Origin of the sequence: Streptomyces sp. MCA2 (genome assembly GCF_023544705.1) — a bacterium.
GTDB classification, from domain to species: Bacteria; Actinomycetota; Actinomycetes; order Streptomycetales; family Streptomycetaceae; genus Streptomyces; species Streptomyces decoyicus.
The window spans coordinates 21,257-38,265 of the sequence record NZ_JAMJFM010000030.1 but is presented as its reverse complement, the minus strand read 5'-3'; the positions used below and the strand labels follow the sequence as shown (position 1 = coordinate 38,265).

14 protein-coding genes are annotated in these 17,009 nt (G+C 70.3%); 3 read left to right on the top strand and 11 right to left on the bottom strand.

Features of this window, described 5'->3' with window-relative positions; all coding sequences use genetic code 11:
* Nucleotides 1-80: 80 nt before the first annotated feature.
* Nucleotides 81-1,724, top strand: a complete 1,644-nt coding sequence (locus tag M8I34_RS23960; RefSeq protein ID WP_250052246.1) for an alkaline phosphatase D family protein — start codon at nt 81-83, stop codon at nt 1,722-1,724.
* A gap of 30 nt (nt 1,725-1,754) precedes the next feature.
* On the opposite strand, the gene M8I34_RS23955 is transcribed toward M8I34_RS23960, so the two are convergent.
* Nucleotides 1,755-2,366 carry a dienelactone hydrolase family protein gene (locus M8I34_RS23955; protein WP_199812770.1) on the bottom strand — a complete coding sequence of 204 codons (612 nt, stop codon included), beginning with the start codon at nt 2,364-2,366 and terminating at the stop codon, nt 1,755-1,757.
* Nucleotides 2,367-2,478: 112 nt separating this feature from the next.
* Between M8I34_RS23955 and M8I34_RS23950 the strand changes: the two genes are divergently transcribed.
* A complete protein-coding gene (locus M8I34_RS23950) occupies nt 2,479-3,570 on the top strand; it encodes a mechanosensitive ion channel family protein (protein WP_250052384.1) in 1,092 nt (363 codons plus the stop codon).
* A 49-nt stretch (nt 3,571-3,619) separates the two neighbouring features.
* On the opposite strand, the gene M8I34_RS23945 is transcribed toward M8I34_RS23950, so the two are convergent.
* From M8I34_RS23945 to M8I34_RS23930, 4 genes are all read right to left on the bottom strand, one after another.
* Nucleotides 3,620-5,197, bottom strand: a complete 1,578-nt coding sequence (locus M8I34_RS23945) for a Na+/H+ antiporter (protein WP_284050731.1) — start codon at nt 5,195-5,197, stop codon at nt 3,620-3,622.
* 120 nt (nt 5,198-5,317) lie between these two features.
* The gene (locus tag M8I34_RS23940; RefSeq protein ID WP_030085886.1) at nt 5,318-6,259 is read right to left on the bottom strand and encodes an RluA family pseudouridine synthase; all 942 of its coding nucleotides are present in this window, start codon (nt 6,257-6,259) and stop codon (nt 5,318-5,320) included.
* 79 nt (nt 6,260-6,338) lie between these two features.
* Nucleotides 6,339-6,938 carry a signal peptidase II gene (lspA, locus tag M8I34_RS23935; protein ID WP_250052244.1) on the bottom strand — a complete coding sequence of 200 codons (600 nt, stop codon included), beginning with the start codon at nt 6,936-6,938 and terminating at the stop codon, nt 6,339-6,341.
* 122 nt (nt 6,939-7,060) lie between these two features.
* The gene (locus M8I34_RS23930) at nt 7,061-7,837 is read right to left on the bottom strand and encodes a TraR/DksA C4-type zinc finger protein (protein WP_250052242.1); all 777 of its coding nucleotides are present in this window, start codon (nt 7,835-7,837) and stop codon (nt 7,061-7,063) included.
* Between the two features lie 690 nt (nt 7,838-8,527).
* Here M8I34_RS23930 and ileS point away from each other — a divergent pair.
* Nucleotides 8,528-11,683 (top strand): isoleucine--tRNA ligase, encoded by a 3,156-nt coding sequence (gene ileS / locus M8I34_RS23925; protein ID WP_250052240.1) that lies wholly within the window; start codon nt 8,528-8,530, stop codon nt 11,681-11,683.
* 179 nt (nt 11,684-11,862) lie between these two features.
* Here ileS and M8I34_RS23920 read toward each other — a convergent pair whose 3' ends face one another.
* The 6 genes from M8I34_RS23920 to ftsZ form a co-directional block, all read right to left on the bottom strand.
* Nucleotides 11,863-12,978, bottom strand: coding sequence for a DivIVA domain-containing protein (locus M8I34_RS23920; protein ID WP_244415384.1), 1,116 nt, complete (start codon nt 12,976-12,978; stop codon nt 11,863-11,865).
* A 49-nt stretch (nt 12,979-13,027) separates the two neighbouring features.
* On the bottom strand, nt 13,028-13,321 hold the full coding sequence (locus M8I34_RS23915) for a YggT family protein (protein ID WP_006606159.1): 294 nt from the start codon (nt 13,319-13,321) through the stop codon (nt 13,028-13,030).
* A gap of 71 nt (nt 13,322-13,392) precedes the next feature.
* Nucleotides 13,393-14,013, bottom strand: a complete 621-nt coding sequence (locus M8I34_RS23910) for a cell division protein SepF (protein WP_030988586.1) — start codon at nt 14,011-14,013, stop codon at nt 13,393-13,395.
* A 123-nt stretch (nt 14,014-14,136) separates the two neighbouring features.
* Nucleotides 14,137-14,904, bottom strand: coding sequence for a YggS family pyridoxal phosphate-dependent enzyme (locus M8I34_RS23905; protein ID WP_250052238.1), 768 nt, complete (start codon nt 14,902-14,904; stop codon nt 14,137-14,139).
* Nucleotides 14,856-15,620, bottom strand: coding sequence for a peptidoglycan editing factor PgeF (gene pgeF / locus M8I34_RS23900; RefSeq protein WP_250052236.1), 765 nt, complete (start codon nt 15,618-15,620; stop codon nt 14,856-14,858). Before pgeF ends, M8I34_RS23905 begins: the two co-directional genes overlap by 49 nt.
* A gap of 13 nt (nt 15,621-15,633) precedes the next feature.
* Nucleotides 15,634-16,860 carry a cell division protein FtsZ gene (gene ftsZ / locus M8I34_RS23895; protein WP_250052234.1) on the bottom strand — a complete coding sequence of 409 codons (1,227 nt, stop codon included), beginning with the start codon at nt 16,858-16,860 and terminating at the stop codon, nt 15,634-15,636.
* Nucleotides 16,861-17,009: the final 149 nt, after the last annotated feature.

The following is a 17,009-nucleotide window of genomic DNA, read 5'->3' as shown; positions in this document are numbered from 1 at the left end:
GGACAACGGGAGGGCGAATTCTCGGAGTTATCGGGAATCGCCCTCCCGGGTTCGATTACCGGCCAGTAAGGTGATCGGCCGTGACCGATCATGACCAGATCTCGCGCCGCACTGCCGTCACGGCCGTAGCCGCCACCGCCGCTCTCCTGCCGTTCGCCGGCGCCGCCACCGCGCACGCCCAAGAGGCCGCGGCCCAGGGCTCGTTCTTCCAGCACGGGATCGCCTCCGGTGACCCGCTCCCCGACGGCGTCCTGCTGTGGACCCGGGTCACGCCGACCGCGTCGGCGACCCCCGGCTCCGGCCGGGGGCCGGCCACCAAGGTGAGCTGGCAGGTGGCGAGCGACAAGAACTTCACGTCCGTTGTCGCCCGGGGGAACCTGACCACCTCCGCCGCCAGTGACCACACCGTCAAGGCGGACGTCCGCGGCCTGCACCCGGCCACCCACTACTACTACCGCTTCACCGTGGACGGGCAGCACTCCCCCGTCGGCCGGACCCGCACCGCCCCCGCCCACGGCACCGCGGCCAGCAACGTCCGCTTCGGCGTGGTCTCCTGCGCCAACTGGGAGTCCGGCTACTTCTCGCCCTACCGTCATCTGGCTGCCCGCACCGAGCTGGACGCGGTGCTGCACGTCGGCGACTACCTCTACGAGTACAAGTCCGGCGAATACCCGGAGTTCAAGTACGTCGTCCGCCCGCACACCCCCGCCCACGAGCTGCTGACGCTCACCGACTACCGCATGCGGCACGGCGTCCACAAGACCGACCCGGACGCGATGGCCATGCACGCCATGCACCCGGTCATCGCCATCTGGGACGACCACGAGTTCGCCGACAACGCCTGGAAGGGCGGCGCGGTGAACCACACCGCGGACACCGAGGGCCCCTGGTCCGCGCGGATGGCCGCCGCGAAGCAGGCCTACTTCGAGTGGATGCCGGTGCGCCCCTCGATCGCCGGCACCACCTACCGCAGGCTGCGCTTCGGCACCCTCGCCGACCTGCATCTGCTGGATCTGCGGTCGTTCCGCGACGCACAGGCCAAGCCGGGCAGCGGGGAGGTCGACGACCCGAGCCGCACGATCACCGGGCGGGCCCAGCTGGACTGGCTCAAGTCCGGACTCGAACGCTCGGACACCGCCTGGCGGCTGGTCGGCACCTCGGTGATGATCTCGCAGGTCGCCTTCGGCGCCGTCCCCGCGAAGCTGCTCGGACCGCTCGCCGAGATCCTCGGGATACCCAAGGAGGGCCTGGCGATCAACACCGACCAGTGGGACGGCTACACCGACGACCGGCGCGAGCTGCTCGGCCACCTCAGCGACCGCGGTATCGACAACACCGTGTTCCTGACCGGCGACATCCACATGGCGTGGGCCAACGAGGTGCCGCTCCAGGCCGCGACCTACCCCGCCGACCGCGCGGTGGCGACGGAGTTCGTGGTCACCTCCGTCACCTCCGACAACGTGGACGACTTCCTGCACGTCGCCCCGCACACGATCTCGATGGCCGGAGTCGCCGCCATCAAGGCCGCCAACCGGCATGTGAAGTGGCTGGACATGGACTCGCACGGCTACGGGGTGCTGGACGTCACCGCCGAGCGGACGCAGATGGACTATTTCGGCATCTCCGACAAAACCGATCCGCAGGCCACCAGCACCCTGCTGCGCTCGTACCTGACCCGGTCCGGCAGCCAGCAGGTGGAGCGCGCGGACCAGCCGCTCACCTAGGGCACACCGGCCCGCCCCCGACCGACCGGCTCACAGCTCGGCGAGGAAGCCCAGTGCCACCTTCCAGGCGCTCTCCGCCGCCTCCGCGTCGTAGTCGGGGAGATCGGGATCGGTGAAGAGGTGGCCGGCGCCGGCGTAGCGGAAGACCTCTACGTCCGCGCCGGCCCGGCGCATCTGGAGATACCAGGCGTTCAGCCAGTCGTGCGGCTCGTACGGGTCCGGGTCGGCGACATGCAGCTGCACCGGCAGGTCGTCGGCGACGGTGCCGTCCGCGATGTCCGAGGTGCCGTGCAGCAGCAGCAGCCCGCGGGTCCGCTCGTCGCCCAGCGCGAGGTTCTGGGCGACCGAGCCGCCGAAGGAGAAGCCGGCGTAGACCAGTCCGCGGTCGGAGTAGGGCGCAACGGCCGTGATGGCGCGCTTGAGCAGCTCCTCCTTGCCGATCTCGTCCTTGATGAGAATGCCGTCCGGGACCGAGTCGGCGGTCCGGCCGTCGAACAGATCGGGGACGATCACCTCATGCCCGGCGGCGCGCAGCCGGTCCGCCGCCGCGTGCACCGCGGGACGCAGCCCGCACACCGAATGAATCAGGACAATCGTCGACAGTCCGCTGGTCGAGGACTCGGTGGAGGCCGGCACTGACATCACTTCCCTGGGGTTGGATCGATCTCCCCCCATCGTGCCAGTTACGGTCACGGGGACCGGGTACCAGCACACCACAGCCCCTCGCACCCCACGGAGGAGGAGTCTCGTGTCATTGGAGGACGTCCTGCGTCCGGTCGTCGTCATCGGCGGCGCGGTCCTGCTCACGCTCATCCTGGTCTGGCTCACCGACCGGGCACTGCGCCGGATCGATGCCGCCCATCCGGAGACACCGCTGTGGGGGCTGCTGCGCCGCTGCCGGATACCGCTGCAAGTGGCGCTCTGCGCGGCCCTCTTGCGCGGCTCGTTCGAGCAGGCGGGGCTCAAGTCCGCCGACAAACACGCGGCCGGCATCGGCCAGGCGCTGAACCTGGTCCTGATCGCGGCCGCCGCCTGGCTGGTCGTCCGGGCCGCGGCGGCGATCGTCGAGTCGTCGTACTCGCGCTACGCGGCGAGCGGCCGGGACGCGGCGCGGGTGCGGCGGGTACGGACCCAGGTGACGCTGATCCAGCGGGTGGTGACGGCCGTGGTGATCGTCGTCGCGGCCGCCTCGATGCTGCTGACGTTCCCGGCGATGCGGGCGGTCGGCACGTCCATGCTGGCGTCGGCCGGGCTGCTGGGCATCGTCGCCGGTATCGCCGCCCAGTCCACGCTCGGCAATCTCTTCGCGGGGCTCCAGATCGCGTTCGGCGACATGGTGCGGATCGGGGACACCGTCGTCGTGGACGGCGAGTGGGGCACCGTCGAGGAGATCACGCTGACCTTCCTGACCGTACGGACCTGGGACGAGCGCCGGATCACCATGCCGGTGTCGTACTTCACCGGCAAGCCGTTCGAGAACTGGTCGCGCGGCGGTGCGCAGATGACCGGCACGGTGTTCTTCCACCTCGACCACGGCGCACCGGTGGAGAAGATGCGCCAGCGGCTGCTGGAAGTCCTCCAGGAGTGCCCCGAGTGGGACGGCAGGTCCTGGAGCCTGGTGGTCACCGACACCACACCGTCGACGATCGTGGTGCGCGCGCTGGTCACCGCCCGGGACGCGGACACCCTCTGGACGGTGCGCTGCGAGGTCCGCGAGCGGATGCTGGAGTGGCTACAGGCCGAGCACGCCTACGCGCTGCCGCGGATCAGCACCGCGCCGGCGCCTACCGGCACCCCCGTGCTCGACCGGGGCCGGGAGCCGGGCCCGGAGTCCGCGCGGGGCTGAACCCCATCGACCCTGCTGGCCCCACCCGCCCCGCTCCCCCGTCACGGCCTCACGGCGCGCCCCGCAGGCTGCGCATGTCCAGATGCCGCAGCACCCGGTCGACGATCTCCGGGTCGGCGCCCGGTTCACTGCGCGCCGCCAGCACCTCGTGCCGGGCGGCCGAGAGCATCTCCCCCTGGATGCGCTGCACCTTCTTCAGGCGGGTGATGCGCTTCTCGAAGAGCTCGCGCCGCTCGTCGTCGACGATGTCCGGCGCGATACGGGCCCCGATGTCGTGCGCCCGGCGCGCCAGCTGGTCGGTGACCTCGTCGGGCAGCTCCTCGACCTCCAGGATCTCCTTCAGCCGCCGCTTGGACGCCTTGATCACCCGGAGCGCCAGCTCCCGCTCCAGCGCGTCGACGGCATCGGTGTCGGCCCGTACCCGCAGCCTGCGCACCAGCCAGGGCAGGGTGAGGCCCTGGATGAGGAGGGTGCTGAGCACCACCGCGAAGGCGATGAAGAGGATCTCGTCGCGGACCGGGAACTCACCGCCGCCGTCGATGCTGTACGGGATGGCCAGCGCCAGCGCCACCGAGGCCACCCCGCGCATCCCCGACCACCACATGATGAGCGTCTCCCGCCAGCTCATCGGGATCTCCTCGTCGTAGTCGCGGCGCTTGTGCATCCGCTTGGCCAGCCAGGCGGCGGGCAGCAGCCACAGCAGCCGCACGCCGACGACCACCCCGACGACGGCGGCGCCGGCCCCGAGCAACTGGCCCCAACGGTGCGAGGCCGCCCCGAAGATGTTGTGCAGCTCCAGGCCGATCAGCCCGAAGGCGACCCCGGTGACGAGGGTGTCGACGACCTCCCAGAAGGTGTAGCCGGCCAGCCGGCCCATCACATCGTCCGGATCGACCGCGTGCTCGGCCAGGAAGAGCGCGCAGGTCAGCACCGCGAGCACCCCGGAGCCCCGGAACTCCTCGGCCAGGACGTACGCGACGAACGGCACCAGCAGCGTCAGACCGATCTGGAGCGTCGGGTCGCCGAGCAGCCCCATCAGCTTGTTGGTGAGCCAGCCGAGCCCCAGGCCGACCGCTATGGCGACGACCGCGGAGAGCACCAGCGAGCCGACCGCGCCGGGCACCGAGAAGGTTCCGGTGACCGCCGCGGTGAGCGCGACGTGGTAGAGCACGATGGCGGTGACATCGTTGAACAGCCCCTCGCCCTCCAGGATCGAGACCATCCGGCGGGGCAGCCCGAGCTTGCCGGCGACGGCGGTCGCGGCCACCGGGTCGGGCGGGGCGACCAGCGCACCGAGCACCACCGCGGCGGCCACCGGCATACCGGGCACCACCGCCTGGGCGACGGCGGCGACCGCGGCGGTGGTGGCGAAGACCAGTGCCACGGCGAGCAGGAAGATCGGCCGGAGGTTGGCGGTGAACTGCCGCCAGGAGGTGCGCTGCACGGCCGCGTAGAGCAGCGGCGGCAGCACCACCGGCAGGATGAACTCGGGCGGTACCTCGACGTTGGGCACGAACGGCAGCAGTGCCAGGACACCACCGACGAGGGTCATCAGCACCGGTGAAGGGAGTCCCAGCCGGTCGCCGACCGGAACCATGACCACGGCTCCGAGCAGAAGGACGAACATCAGAGCCAGCTGGTCCACGGTGGCTACGCTCCGGGGTCGGATTCGATCACTTTCCGACCCCAGCGTGCCACGGCACCCGCGGTTGCCCGCTGTGTCGGCTCCCGCAGGATGCCCGCCGCGTCAGTTGCTCTCGTCCCGGACGGTGTCCAGGGCCTTCTGGAGATCGTCCGGGTAGGCGCTCTCGAACTCGACCCAGCGGCCGTCGGAGGGGTGCTCGAAGCCCAGCCGCATGGCGTGCAGCCACTGCCGGGTGAGGCCGAGCCGCTTGCCGAGGGTGGGGTCGGCGCCGTAGGTCAGGTCGCCGACGCAGGGGTGGCGGTGCGCGGCCATGTGCACCCGGATCTGGTGGGTGCGGCCGGTCTCCAGCTTGATGTCGAGCAGGCTGGCCGCGCGGAACGCCTCGATGAGGTCGTAGTGCGTGACGGACGCCTTGCCCTCGGCCGTCACCGCCCACTTGTAGTCGTGCTGCGGGTGCCGGCCGATGGGGGCGTCGATGGTGCCGCTCATCGGGTCCGGGTGGCCCTGGACCAGGGCGTGGTAGCGCTTGTCGACCGTGCGCTCGCGGAACTGCTGCTTGAGCAGGGTGTAGGCGCGCTCGGACTTGGCGACCACCATCAGACCCGAGGTGCCGACGTCGAGGCGGTGCACGATGCCCTGGCGCTCGGCGGCACCGGAGGTGGAGATGCGGTAGCCGGCCGCGGCCAGACCGCCGATGACGGTCGTTCCCGTCCAGCCGGGGCTGGGGTGCGCGGCGACGCCGACCGGCTTGACGATCACGACGATGTCGTCGTCGTCATGCACGATCTCCATGCCCTCGACGGGCTCCGCGATGATCTCCACGGGCGGCGCGGCCTGCGGCATCTCGACTTCCAGCCAGGCGCCGCCGCTCACCCGCTCGGACTTCATCACCTCGGAGCCGTCGACCCGGACCTTGCCGGCGGCGGCGAGTTCGGCCGCCTTCGTACGGGAGAAGCCGAACATCCGGGCCAGCGCAGCGTCGACGCGCTCGCCCTCCAGGCCGTCCGGTACGGGCAGGGTGCGGATCTCGGGAATGGTGCTCACCCCACGAGTATGGCAGTCCCACCACGGTGCCCTGCCCGGCGGCCGGGACCCGGACGGCCCCGGCCCTTCCGGGCCCCGGTCAGTCCTTGTGGACGGTCCCGTCGGGGTCCAGTCCGCGGAAGGAAAGGATCACGATCAGGATGCCGCCGCAGACGATCCCGGAGTCGGCGAGGTTGAAGACCGCGAAGTGCGCCGGGGCGATGAAGTCGACCACCGCGCCCTCGAAGACCCCCGGCGAGCGGAACAGCCGGTCGGTGAGGTTGCCGAAGGCACCGCCGAGCAGCAGTCCGAGCGCGATCGCCCAGGGCAGGCTGTAGAGCTTGCGGGCGATCCGGATGATCACCACGATCACGACCGCCGCGATGATGGTGAGGAAGATCGTCAGCGCCTCGCCCATGCTGAACGCGGCCCCGCGGTTGCGGATCACGGTGAACTGGAGCAGCGTCCCGATGACCTCGATGGGCTCGTGGTGCTCCAGCTTCGCGACGACCAGCACCTTGCTGCCCAGGTCGAGCAGGTAGACGACGAGCGCGACCAGCAGCAGCGCGCCGATCCGCCGCTTGCCGCGGCCGCCCGTTTCCGGCTCCACCGGACCTCCCCCCTCGGAGCCCGTCATGGGATCCGCTCCGGTACCCGGCTCGGGTTCCGGCGTACCGGTGATGCGTTCCGCCTCTGCCACGTGTGAGTCCCTCAACCCGTTGTGTACACGGCCGGGCCGTGCCCGGCTGAACCACGAGAGTACGGCACACGCGTACGGTCACGGGCGCTCCGGGTGCGGCCCGCGACACTTGCCGGCCGCCTTCAGCGGCGCTCCTCCTTCTGCTTGCACTCCACGCACAGCGTCGCGCGCGGGAAGGCCTGCATCCGCGCCTTGCCGATGGGGTTGCCGCAGTTCTCGCACAGCCCGTAGGTGCCCGCGTCCAGCCGGCCGAGGGCGCGCTCGGTCTGGTGGAGCATCTCGCGGGCGTTGGAGGCGAGCGCCATCTCGTGTTCGCGGGTGATGTTCTTCGTGCCGGTGTCGGCCTCGTCGTCGCCCGCTCCGTCGCCGGAGTCGCGCATCAGCCCGGCGATGGCGTCCTCGGCCGAGACGATCTCCAGCCGCAGCCGGGCCGTCTCCTCCATCAGTTCGGTCCGCGCCGCGGCGACCTCCCCTGGCGTCCAGGGGTCCTCGCCCGGCCGTACGGCGAGCTCTCCCGGCGCCGCGGCCACCCGGACCATGGGCACCGCGGAGTCGTCGCCGTGTGCCTTGGCCGTTGCGGCCGCAGTCTTTTTCGCCGCCACCGTCTTGGCTCCCGTCTTCTTCGCGGGCACCGCGGCCGTCGTGGCCGGAGCCTTCTTCGCGGTCTTCTTCGCGGTCTTCTTCGTGGTCTTCTTTGCGGTCTTCTTCGTGGTCTTCTTCGCGGCCGCCTTCTTCGGCGCCGCCTTTTCGGCCGTGGTCTTCACCGGCGTGGTCGTGCCGGCCGCCGTCTTCTTGGCCGCGGCCTTCTTCGGAGCCGCCTTCTTCGGTGCAGGTTTCTTCGCGACGGCCTCGTCGGCAGGCGTCGTGCTCTTCTCCGCGGCGGTCTTTTTCGCCACCATGGCCGCGACCCCTTCACCTATGTGACTTTGTTCGCGAATCGTGACGGGAACGATAAATCGCCGCACGCCACGCGGCAACGGGACGCACCGCCCTCCCGGTCCCACCACCCGGCCCGGAACGCCCGGTCCGTCTCGGTTGTGCCCCGCTCCCCGGCCGGTAATCCGCCGGTCGGCACGGCACCCGCCCGCTCGCCATTCGGGTCACGGCACGCGCCCGGACGCGGCGCGGCGAGGGGCCGGGCGTGACCCGCCGCGGAGCCCGGACGCGGCCCGGCGAGGGGCCGGGACCTGACCCGGCGAGGGCCGGGACGCGGCACGGTGGGAGAGCGGGCACCCCCGTACGCCGCCGGTGGCCCGGCCCGCCCCCCGGCTGCCGTAAATTCGGTCGGCCGGTGTCGGCACGGCCCCGTACACTGGGCCGAGCGAGAGGCATTGATGGGACGAGTAGCGTCGTACGCAGCCAGGAGCGACCCGGGGACGGTGGAAGCCCGGGGGCGTGCACGACGTGAAGATCACCCCGGAGCCGCCGGAAGAAAGCCCGTGGATCACCCCCGGGGCGAGTAGAACCGGCAGCGCGACCCCAATGAGGGGGCGGTGGATCCTCACCGCCAAGGAGGGTGGTACCGCGGGAGCACGCTCTCGTCCCTCCGGACGGAAAACACAGCAGGTGTCCGCCGGAGGAAGCCCCCGATGAGTCCGCAGCCCCAGTACCGCCAGGTACCCGCCCAGGTAGACCTCCCCGCCCTCGAGCATGCCGTGCTCGAGTTCTGGCAGGAACAGAAGATCTTCGCCCGCACCCTCCAGCAGTCCGAGGGACGGCCCGAGTGGGTCTTCTACGAGGGCCCCCCGACCGCCAACGGCATGCCGGGCGCGCATCACATCGAGGCGCGCGTCTTCAAGGACGTCTTCCCCCGGTTCCGCACGATGCAGGGCTACCACGTCGACCGCAAGGCCGGCTGGGACTGCCACGGCCTCCCGGTCGAGCTGGCCGTGGAGAAGGAGCTGGGCTTCAACGGCAAGAAGGACATCGAGGCGTACGGCATCGCCGAGTTCAACGCCAAGTGCCGCGAGTCGGTGACCCGCCACACCGACGCCTTCGCCGAGCTCACGACCCGTATGGGCTACTGGACCGATCTGGACGCCCCGTACCGCACGATGGACCCCGACTACATCGAGTCGGTGTGGTGGTCGCTGAAGGAGATCTTCAACAAGGGCCTGCTGGTCCAGGACCACCGCGTCGCCCCCTGGTGCCCGCGCTGCGGCACCGGCCTGTCGGACCACGAGCTGGCCCAGGGCTACGAGAACGTCGTCGACCCCTCGGTCTTCGTCCGCCTCCCGCTGACGTCCGGCCCGCTGGCCGGCCGGGCCTCGCTGCTGATCTGGACGACCACCCCCTGGACCCTGGTCTCCAACACCGCCGTCGCCGCGCACCCCGACGTCACCTATGTCGTCGCCACCGACGGCAGCGAGCAGCTGGTCGTCGCCGAGCCGCTGCTGGAGAAGGCCCTCGGCGAAGGCTGGACCGCCACCGGCGAGTCCTTCACCGGCCGCGAGATGGAGCGCTGGGCCTATGAGCGCCCGTTCTCCCTCGTGGAGCTGGAGGGCGCCAACATCGTCGTCAACGCCGAGTACGTCACCACCGACGACGGCACCGGCCTCGTCCACCAGGCCCCGGCCTTCGGTGAGGACGACCTCAGGACCTGCAAGGCGTACGACCTGCCGGTGATCAACCCGGTCCGCGCGGACGGCACCTTCGAGGAAGAACTCGCCCTGGTCGGCGGTCAGTTCTTCAAGAAGGCCGACGAGGCGCTGGTCGCCGACCTCGACGCCCGCGGTCTGCTCTTCCGGCACCTCGCCTACGAGCACAGCTACCCGCACTGCTGGCGCTGCCACACCGCGCTGCTCTACTACGCACAGCCCTCCTGGTACATCCGCACCACAGCGGTCAAGGACGCCCTGCTGCGGGAGAACGAGCGCACCAACTGGTTCCCCGAGTCGGTCAAGCACGGCCGCTTCGGCGACTGGCTCAACAACAACATCGACTGGGCGCTGTCCCGCAACCGCTACTGGGGCACCCCGCTGCCCATCTGGCGCTGCGAGGAGAACCACCTCACCTGCGTCGGCTCGCTCACCGAGCTGACCGAGCTGACCGGCACCGACCAGTCCGGCCTGGACCCGCACCGCCCGTTCATCGACGAGATCACCTTCGCCTGCCCGACCTGCCAGGGCACCGCGACCCGCGTCCCGGAGGTCATCGACGCCTGGTACGACTCGGGCTCGATGCCGTTCGCGCAGTGGGGCTACCCCTACCGCAACAAGGAGCTGTTCGAGAAGCGCTACCCGGCGCAGTTCATCTCCGAGGCCATCGACCAGACCCGTGGCTGGTTCTACACGCTGATGGCCGTCGGCACGCTCGTCTTCGACAAGTCCTCGTACGAAAACGTGGTCTGCCTCGGTCACATCCTCGCCGAGGACGGCCGGAAGATGTCCAAGCACCTGGGCAACATCCTCCAGCCGATCCCGCTGATGGACCAGCACGGCGCCGACGCGGTCCGCTGGTTCATGGCCGCCGGCGGCTCGCCGTGGGCCGCCCGCCGGGTGGGCCACAGCACCATCCAGGAAGTCGTCCGCAAGACGCTGCTGACGTACTGGAACACCGTCGCCTTCCAGGCGCTGTACGCCCGTACGTCCGGCTGGGCGCCCTCCGCGGCCGACCCGGCCCCGGCGGACCGCCCGCTGCTGGACCGCTGGCTGCTCGGCGAGCTGAACACCCTGGTCGAGCAGGTCACCGAGTCGCTGGAGTCCTTCGACACCCAGCGCGCCGGCAAGCTCCTCTCCTCCTTCGTCGACGACCTCTCCAACTGGTACGTCCGCCGCTCCCGCCGCCGCTTCTGGCAGGGCGACGCGGCCGCGCTGCGCACGCTCCACGAGGTCATCGAGACCGTCACCCGCCTCATGGCGCCCCTCACCCCGTTCATCACCGAGCGGGTCTGGCAGGACCTGGTCGTCCCGGTCACCCCGGAGGCGCCGGCGTCGGTCCACCTCACCAGCTGGCCGGCAGCCGACCGCGCGCTCATCGACCCGGCGCTGTCCGGCCAGATGCAGCTGGTGCGCCGGCTGGTCGAGCTGGGCCGGGCGACCCGCGCCGAGTCGGGGGTGAAGACCCGCCAGCCGCTGTCCCGCGCGCTGGTCGCGGCCCATGGCTTCGCGGGCCTGTCCGAGGACCTGCGGGCGCAGATCGCCGAGGAGCTCAACGTCAGCTCGCTGGCCTCGCTCGCTGAATCCTCCTCTGGTCGAGGGGGCGGCGGATCCCTGGTCGACACCACCGCCAAGGCGAACTTCCGTGCCCTGGGCAAGCGTTTCGGCAAGGGCGTCCAGGCGGTCGCGAAGGCCGTCGCCGCCGCGGACGCCGCGGCCCTCTCCCTCGCCCTGCGCGAGGGCACGGCGAGCGTCGAGGTCGACGGGGAGACCGTCTCGCTCGCCCCCGACGAGGTCATCATCACCGAGACCCCGCGCGAGGGCTGGTCGGTGGCCTCCGACTCCGGCGCCACGGTCGCCCTCGACCTGGAGATCACCCCGGAGCTGCGCCGGGCGGGCCTGGCCCGCGACGCGATCCGGCTGATCCAGGAGGCCCGTAAGAACAGCGGCCTGGACGTCGCCGACCGGATCGCGCTGCGCTGGCAGTCCACCGACGAGGAGGTGCGCACGGCGCTGGCCGACCACACCGGCCTGATCTCCGACGAGGTGCTCGCCGAGGAATTCACCCCCGGCGAGGCGGACGGTTCCTACGGCCCCGCGTTCACCGACGAGAGCCTGGCCCTGACGTTCCAGCTGCGCAAGGCATAACCGCCCCCGCGGTCACCACCGCGTACGGAGCCCCCCGGCGCAGCCCGCGCCGGGGGGCTCCGCCGTTTCCGCGGAGGTACCCGGACGGGGCGCACAAGTACACACAAAAGGGCCGGGCCCCGAAGGAATGTTCCCTCGGGGCCCGGCCCTGATTGCCGACTGTGCGCGCTACGCGGACGTCAGTTGTCGTCCTCGTCGATGAGGAAGCCGCGCATCGGCGACGGCGTCTGCTGCATCGGCTGCGGGCTCTGCGGCCGCACCGGAGCCATCGGCTGGGTCATCGCCGGCGACATCTGCTGCTGGCCGCCGTAGGACGGACCACCGTTGGACTGACCGGCCATGGAGTGGTTGCCACCCATCTGCTGACCGCCACCCATGGTGTGGTTGCCACCCATGGCACCCGCACCGGCCGACGCCATCGACGGCGACGGCGGCAGCGAAGCGGTGGCCGGCGTCCGCGGCGGGGCCAGCGAGTCGTCCGCCTGGTTCTCCAGCTGACGCAGCTGGCTCTCCAGGTAGGACTTCAGTCGCGTGCGGTACTCGCGCTCGAAGCCGCGCAGGTCCTCGACCTTGCGCTCCAGCGTCGCGCGGGCCGACTCCAGCGAGCCCATCGCCACGCGGTGCTTCTCCTGCGCGTCCCGCTCCAGCGCATCGGCCTTGGCGCGGGCGTCCCGCTCCAGGCCCTCGGCACGGCTGCGCGCCTCGCCGACGATCTTGTTGGCCTCGGAACGGGCCTCCGCGATCGCCTGGTCGGCGGTCTGCTGTGCCAGCGACAGCACACGCGCGGCGCTGTCACCACCGGGACCACCCTGCTGGCCGCCCTGGGGCAGCTGCTGCGGTCCGCCGGGGCCGCCCATCGGGCCACCCATCGGACCGCCGGGGCCCATCGGACCGGGGCCGTGCGGGCCCTGCGGACCGGGGCCGTGGCCACCGGGACCAGGAGGCAGCTGCGGTGCACCACCGGGCAGTTGGGGCGGGCCACCCATCCCCTGCTGCTGCTGCGGCGGCACCGGCTGCGGACCGGATATGGCGGCGGGCACCGGAGACCCGGGCCGCTGCTGCTGCTCCTGCTGCTGGTCCGGTCCCTTGCGCAGACCCTGCTGCTGCTGGTTCTGCGCGGCGGCACGGGTGGCAGCGGCCAGCTTGGCGCGAAGGTCCTCGTTCTCCCGCAGGAGCCGGGTCAGTTCGGCTTCGACCTCATCGAGGAAGGCATCGACCTCGTCCTCGTCATAGCCTTCTCGGAGGCGGACGGTCGTGAACTGCTTGTTCCGCACGTCCTCGGGGGTCAACGGCATCTCTACTTCACCTCAACGTAGTCGTCGGCAATCGGCAAGACCGTATCGTTCACACCAACAACACCGACCTCACGACGGTGATCAGGATGTACACGATGATCATCAATACGAAGAAGGACAGGTCGAGCGCCACGCCCCCGAGACGCAGCGGCGGGATGACCCGCCGCAGAAGCTTGAGTGGCGGATCAGTGACAGTGTAGGCGGCCTCAAGAACGACCACCATCGCCTTGCCGGGTTGCCATGAACGGGCGAACTGGAAGACATAGTCCATCACCAGCCGGAAGATCAACACGATCAGGAAGCAGTACAGCGCGATGTAGATCACCTGACCAAAAACACTCATCTCGCGCGTCCCTCTCCCCTTGCCTTGCTCCTGTGTTGGCCTTACGGCCTCGGTGTGCCCGGTGTTGCGTCTCAGCTCTGGTTGAAGAACCCACCCTCTGCGATACGGGCCTTGTCCTCCGCCGTGACATCGACGTTAGCAGGAGACAACAGGAACACCTTCTGCGTCACCCGCTCGATACTGCCGTGAAGACCAAACACCAAACCGGCCGCAAAGTCGACAAGTCGCTTCGCGTCGGTGTCATCCATCTCCGTCAGATTCATGATCACCGGAGTGCCCTCACGGAAGTGTTCCCCGATGGTACGGGCTTCGTTGTAGGTCCGGGGGTGCAGTGTGGTGATGCGGTAGGGCTCCCGCTCGGACACAACCTTGGGCATGATCACCGGTGCGTTCTTCTCCAGATTTGGGCGTTCGGGTGTGATGGATGCCACGGGGGCGATTCGCGCGGGTCGTCCGCTTTCCGCGGCGAGCGGGGCCGGTTCGCGTTGCGCCGGAGGCGTCACGGCACGGACGGGTTCCTCCCGTTCCGGGGGAATTTCGGCCTGCACCTGGTGCTGTTGACGCCGTCCCCGATCGGGTTCCGGGTCAAGCTCGGGCTCGAACTCGTCATCGGGGTCGAACCCCCGGCCGTCGTACCCATCGTCCTCCACGAGGCCGAGGTAGACCGCCATCTTGCGCATCGCGCCGGCCATTCTCTGCGTCCTCCGCTCTGTGGTGGATCGGCTCCGTCACCAGGGGCCTTGGATCCACGCGGCCTGCCCGCTTTTTGCGGGAATGACCATATTTTGTGCTGTGGTCCGACTTGCTTGGCGACGTTACCGGAGCCGTGGTCTGACTCCGAGTACCGCAGTGCCGACGCGCACATGTGTCGCCCCGGCCGCCACGGCGTCTTCGAGGTCCGCGCTCATGCCTGCTGACACCATGTTGGCAGCAGGATGTGCGGCGCGCAGGTCGGATGAGATTTCCATGAGCCGTTCGAAAGCGGCGAGTTCACGTCCGGCGTACGGCCCGGCCAGCGGCGCCACGGTCATCACACCGTCGAGCCGCAGACCCCGGGCCCCGGCGATCACCTCGGCGAGCGCCTCGACGCCGTCGGGCGCCACCCCGCCGCGCTCACCCCGCTCCCCCGACTCCGCGTCGAGCGCCACCTGGATCAGACAACCCAGTTCACGCTCGGCACGCACCGCTTCCTTGGAGAGCGCGGTGACGAGTCGGGCCCGGTCGACGGACTGAACAATTCCGGCATAACCGGCCACAGACCGCACCTTGTTCGTCTGGAGCTGACCAACGAAGTGCCAAGTAAGGGGCAAATCAGCACATTCAGCGGCCTTGGGCGCCGCCTCCTGATCGCGATTCTCCGCGACCTGCCGCACCCCCAGCTCCGCGAGCAGCCGGACATCGCTCGCGGGGTAGGTCTTGGTGACCACGATCAGGGTCACCTCGTCACGCGGCCGGCCGGCCCTGGCGCAGGCGGCGGAGATACGTTCCTCCACCTGTGCCAGGTTCTGCGCCAGTTGCGTCTTGCGGTCGTCCGTCACAGCTCGGCCTCCCCCAGCCGCGGGCCGGGGATGTCCCCGAGCCATACATAGCTCGCGAGCCGTCCCGTCGTACGGTCGCGCCGGTAAGAGAAGTGGTCGGCGGATTCGAGGGTGCAGATGTGGGGATCCTCACGCACCGGCACGCCCGCCACGGCGAGTTGGGCCCGTACCCCCGCGGTGACGTCCACCGCGGGAGTGCCCCAGCTGGTCGTCGCACGGGCCTCGGGCACCGCCGCGGCGACATCGGAACGCATCGCCTCGGGCACCTCGTAACACCGCCCGCAGATCGCCGGTCCGGTGTACGCGACGATCCGCGCCGGCACCGCGCCCCGCTTCACCATCGCCTCGACGACCGCCGGGACGACCCCGGCGACCAGACCGGGCCGGCCGGCGTGCGCCGCCCCCGCCACCCCGGCGACCGGATCGGCCAGCAGGACCGGGGTGCAGTCGGCGGTCAGAACGGCCAGCGCCAGGCCCCGGCGGTCGGTCACCACCGCGTCCACAGCGGGAATGTCGTCGCCGTACCAGGGCCCGTCGACCACCGCGACGTCCCGGCCGTGCACCTGGTTCATCCAGACCACCGCGGCCGGGTCGAGGCCGAGTTCCACGGCGGCGCGGGCGCGGTTGGCGCGTACGGCCTGCGGGTCGTCGCCGACCGCACCGCCCAGGTTGAGCTGATCGTACGGAGCGGCGCTCACCCCGCCCCACCTGTCGGTGAAGGCGAAATGCGCGCCGCTCTCGTGGTGCTGTTGCCCTATCACTTCGGTGCTTCGGTCACTTCAGGAAGTCGGGGACGTCCAGTTCCTCGGCCGCGGAGTCCGAGTACGGACGGGCCGGAGGAACCTGCGGGGCGCTCGACGGGGGCGACGGGACCTCGCCCAGCGCGGAGGATTCGGCCGGGGCCGGCTCCTCGTCCCGTACGGGCACCGAACCCAGTCCGCCGAAGGACGACGAACGCGGCTCCGGCGGAGCGGCCGGACGGCTCGGGGCCGGGGCGGGCTCCTCGCGCTTCTGGGACGACAGTGCGGACTGCGCATCGCGGCGGGCCGGCGGCTGACCGCCGTCGAAGCCCGCGGCGATGACCGTCACCCGGACCTCGTCGCCCAGCGCGTCGTCGATGACCGCGCCGAAGATGATGTTGGCTTCCGGGTGTGCGGCCTCGCTGACCAGCTGTGCGGCCTCGTTGATCTCGAAGAGACCGAGGTCGGAACCGCCGGAGATGGAGAGCAGCACCCCTCGGGCGCCGTCGATGGAGGCCTCCAGGAGTGGCGAGGAGATCGCCATTTCCGCGGCGGCCACCGCTCGGTCGTCGCCCCGCGCGGAGCCGATGCCCATGAGCGCGGAACCGGCCTCCGACATCACGGACTTGACGTCGGCGAAGTCGAGGTTGATCAGGCCCGGGGTGGTGATCAGATCGGTGATGCCCTGAACACCCGACAGCAGCACCTGGTCCGCGGACTTGAACGCGTCGAGCACGCTCACCTGACGGTCCGAGATGGACAGCAGCCGGTCGTTGGGAATCACGATGAGGGTGTCGACCTCTTCGCGCAGCTGGGCGATGCCGTCCTCGGCCTGGTTGGCACGACGGCGGCCCTCGAAGGTGAACGGCCGGGTGACCACACCGATCGTCAGGGCGCCCAGCGAGCGGGCGATGTTGGCGACGACGGGTGCGCCGCCGGTGCCGGTGCCGCCGCCCTCACCCGCGGTCACGAAGACCATGTCGGCCCCCTTGAGGACCTCCTCGATCTCCTCGCGGTGGTCCTCGGCCGCCTTCCGACCCACATCCGGGTTGGCGCCGGCGCCGAGTCCGCGCGTCATTTCGCGGCCGACGTCGAGCTTGACGTCGGCGTCGCTCATCAGCAGCGCCTGCGCATCGGTGTTGATCGCGATGAACTCGACGCCCTTGAGCCCGACCTCGATCATCCGGTTGATGGCGTTCACGCCACCGCCGCCGATGCCGACGACCTTGATGACTGCGAGGTAGTTCTGCGGTGCTGCCACGTCGAAGGCCTCTCGCCTCGAGTTACGTGTCGTCGCCGCACGTGCGTGTGGACGCCGACTGATGCCGATGGGACGGTTCGTATCGCCGACCCGAACCCTAACGTTGAAGTTTAGGGTTACCTGTGCCTGTGTTCCTTGGTTCCATAGTC

Bases quoted from the DNA above. Each gene is read 5' to 3' on its own strand.
- M8I34_RS23955 (WP_199812770.1), bottom strand. From the start codon at position 2,366: ATGTCAGTGCCGGCCTCCACCGAGTCCTCGACCAGCGGACTGTCGACG.
- M8I34_RS23945 (WP_284050731.1), bottom strand. From the start codon at position 5,197: ATGTTCGTCCTTCTGCTCGGAGCCGTGGTCATGGTTCCGGTCGGCGAC.
- M8I34_RS23930 (WP_250052242.1), bottom strand. From the start codon at position 7,837: ATGGTGGCGAAAAAGACCGCCGCGGAGAAGAGCACGACGCCTGCCGAC.
- ileS (WP_250052240.1), top strand. From the start codon at position 8,528: ATGAGTCCGCAGCCCCAGTACCGCCAGGTACCCGCCCAGGTAGACCTC.
- M8I34_RS23920 (WP_244415384.1), bottom strand. From the start codon at position 12,978: ATGCCGTTGACCCCCGAGGACGTGCGGAACAAGCAGTTCACGACCGTC.
- M8I34_RS23915 (WP_006606159.1), bottom strand. From the start codon at position 13,321: ATGAGTGTTTTTGGTCAGGTGATCTACATCGCGCTGTACTGCTTCCTG.
- M8I34_RS23910 (WP_030988586.1), bottom strand. From the start codon at position 14,013: ATGGCCGGCGCGATGCGCAAGATGGCGGTCTACCTCGGCCTCGTGGAG.
- M8I34_RS23905 (WP_250052238.1), bottom strand. From the start codon at position 14,904: ATGGCTCGGGGACATCCCCGGCCCGCGGCTGGGGGAGGCCGAGCTGTG.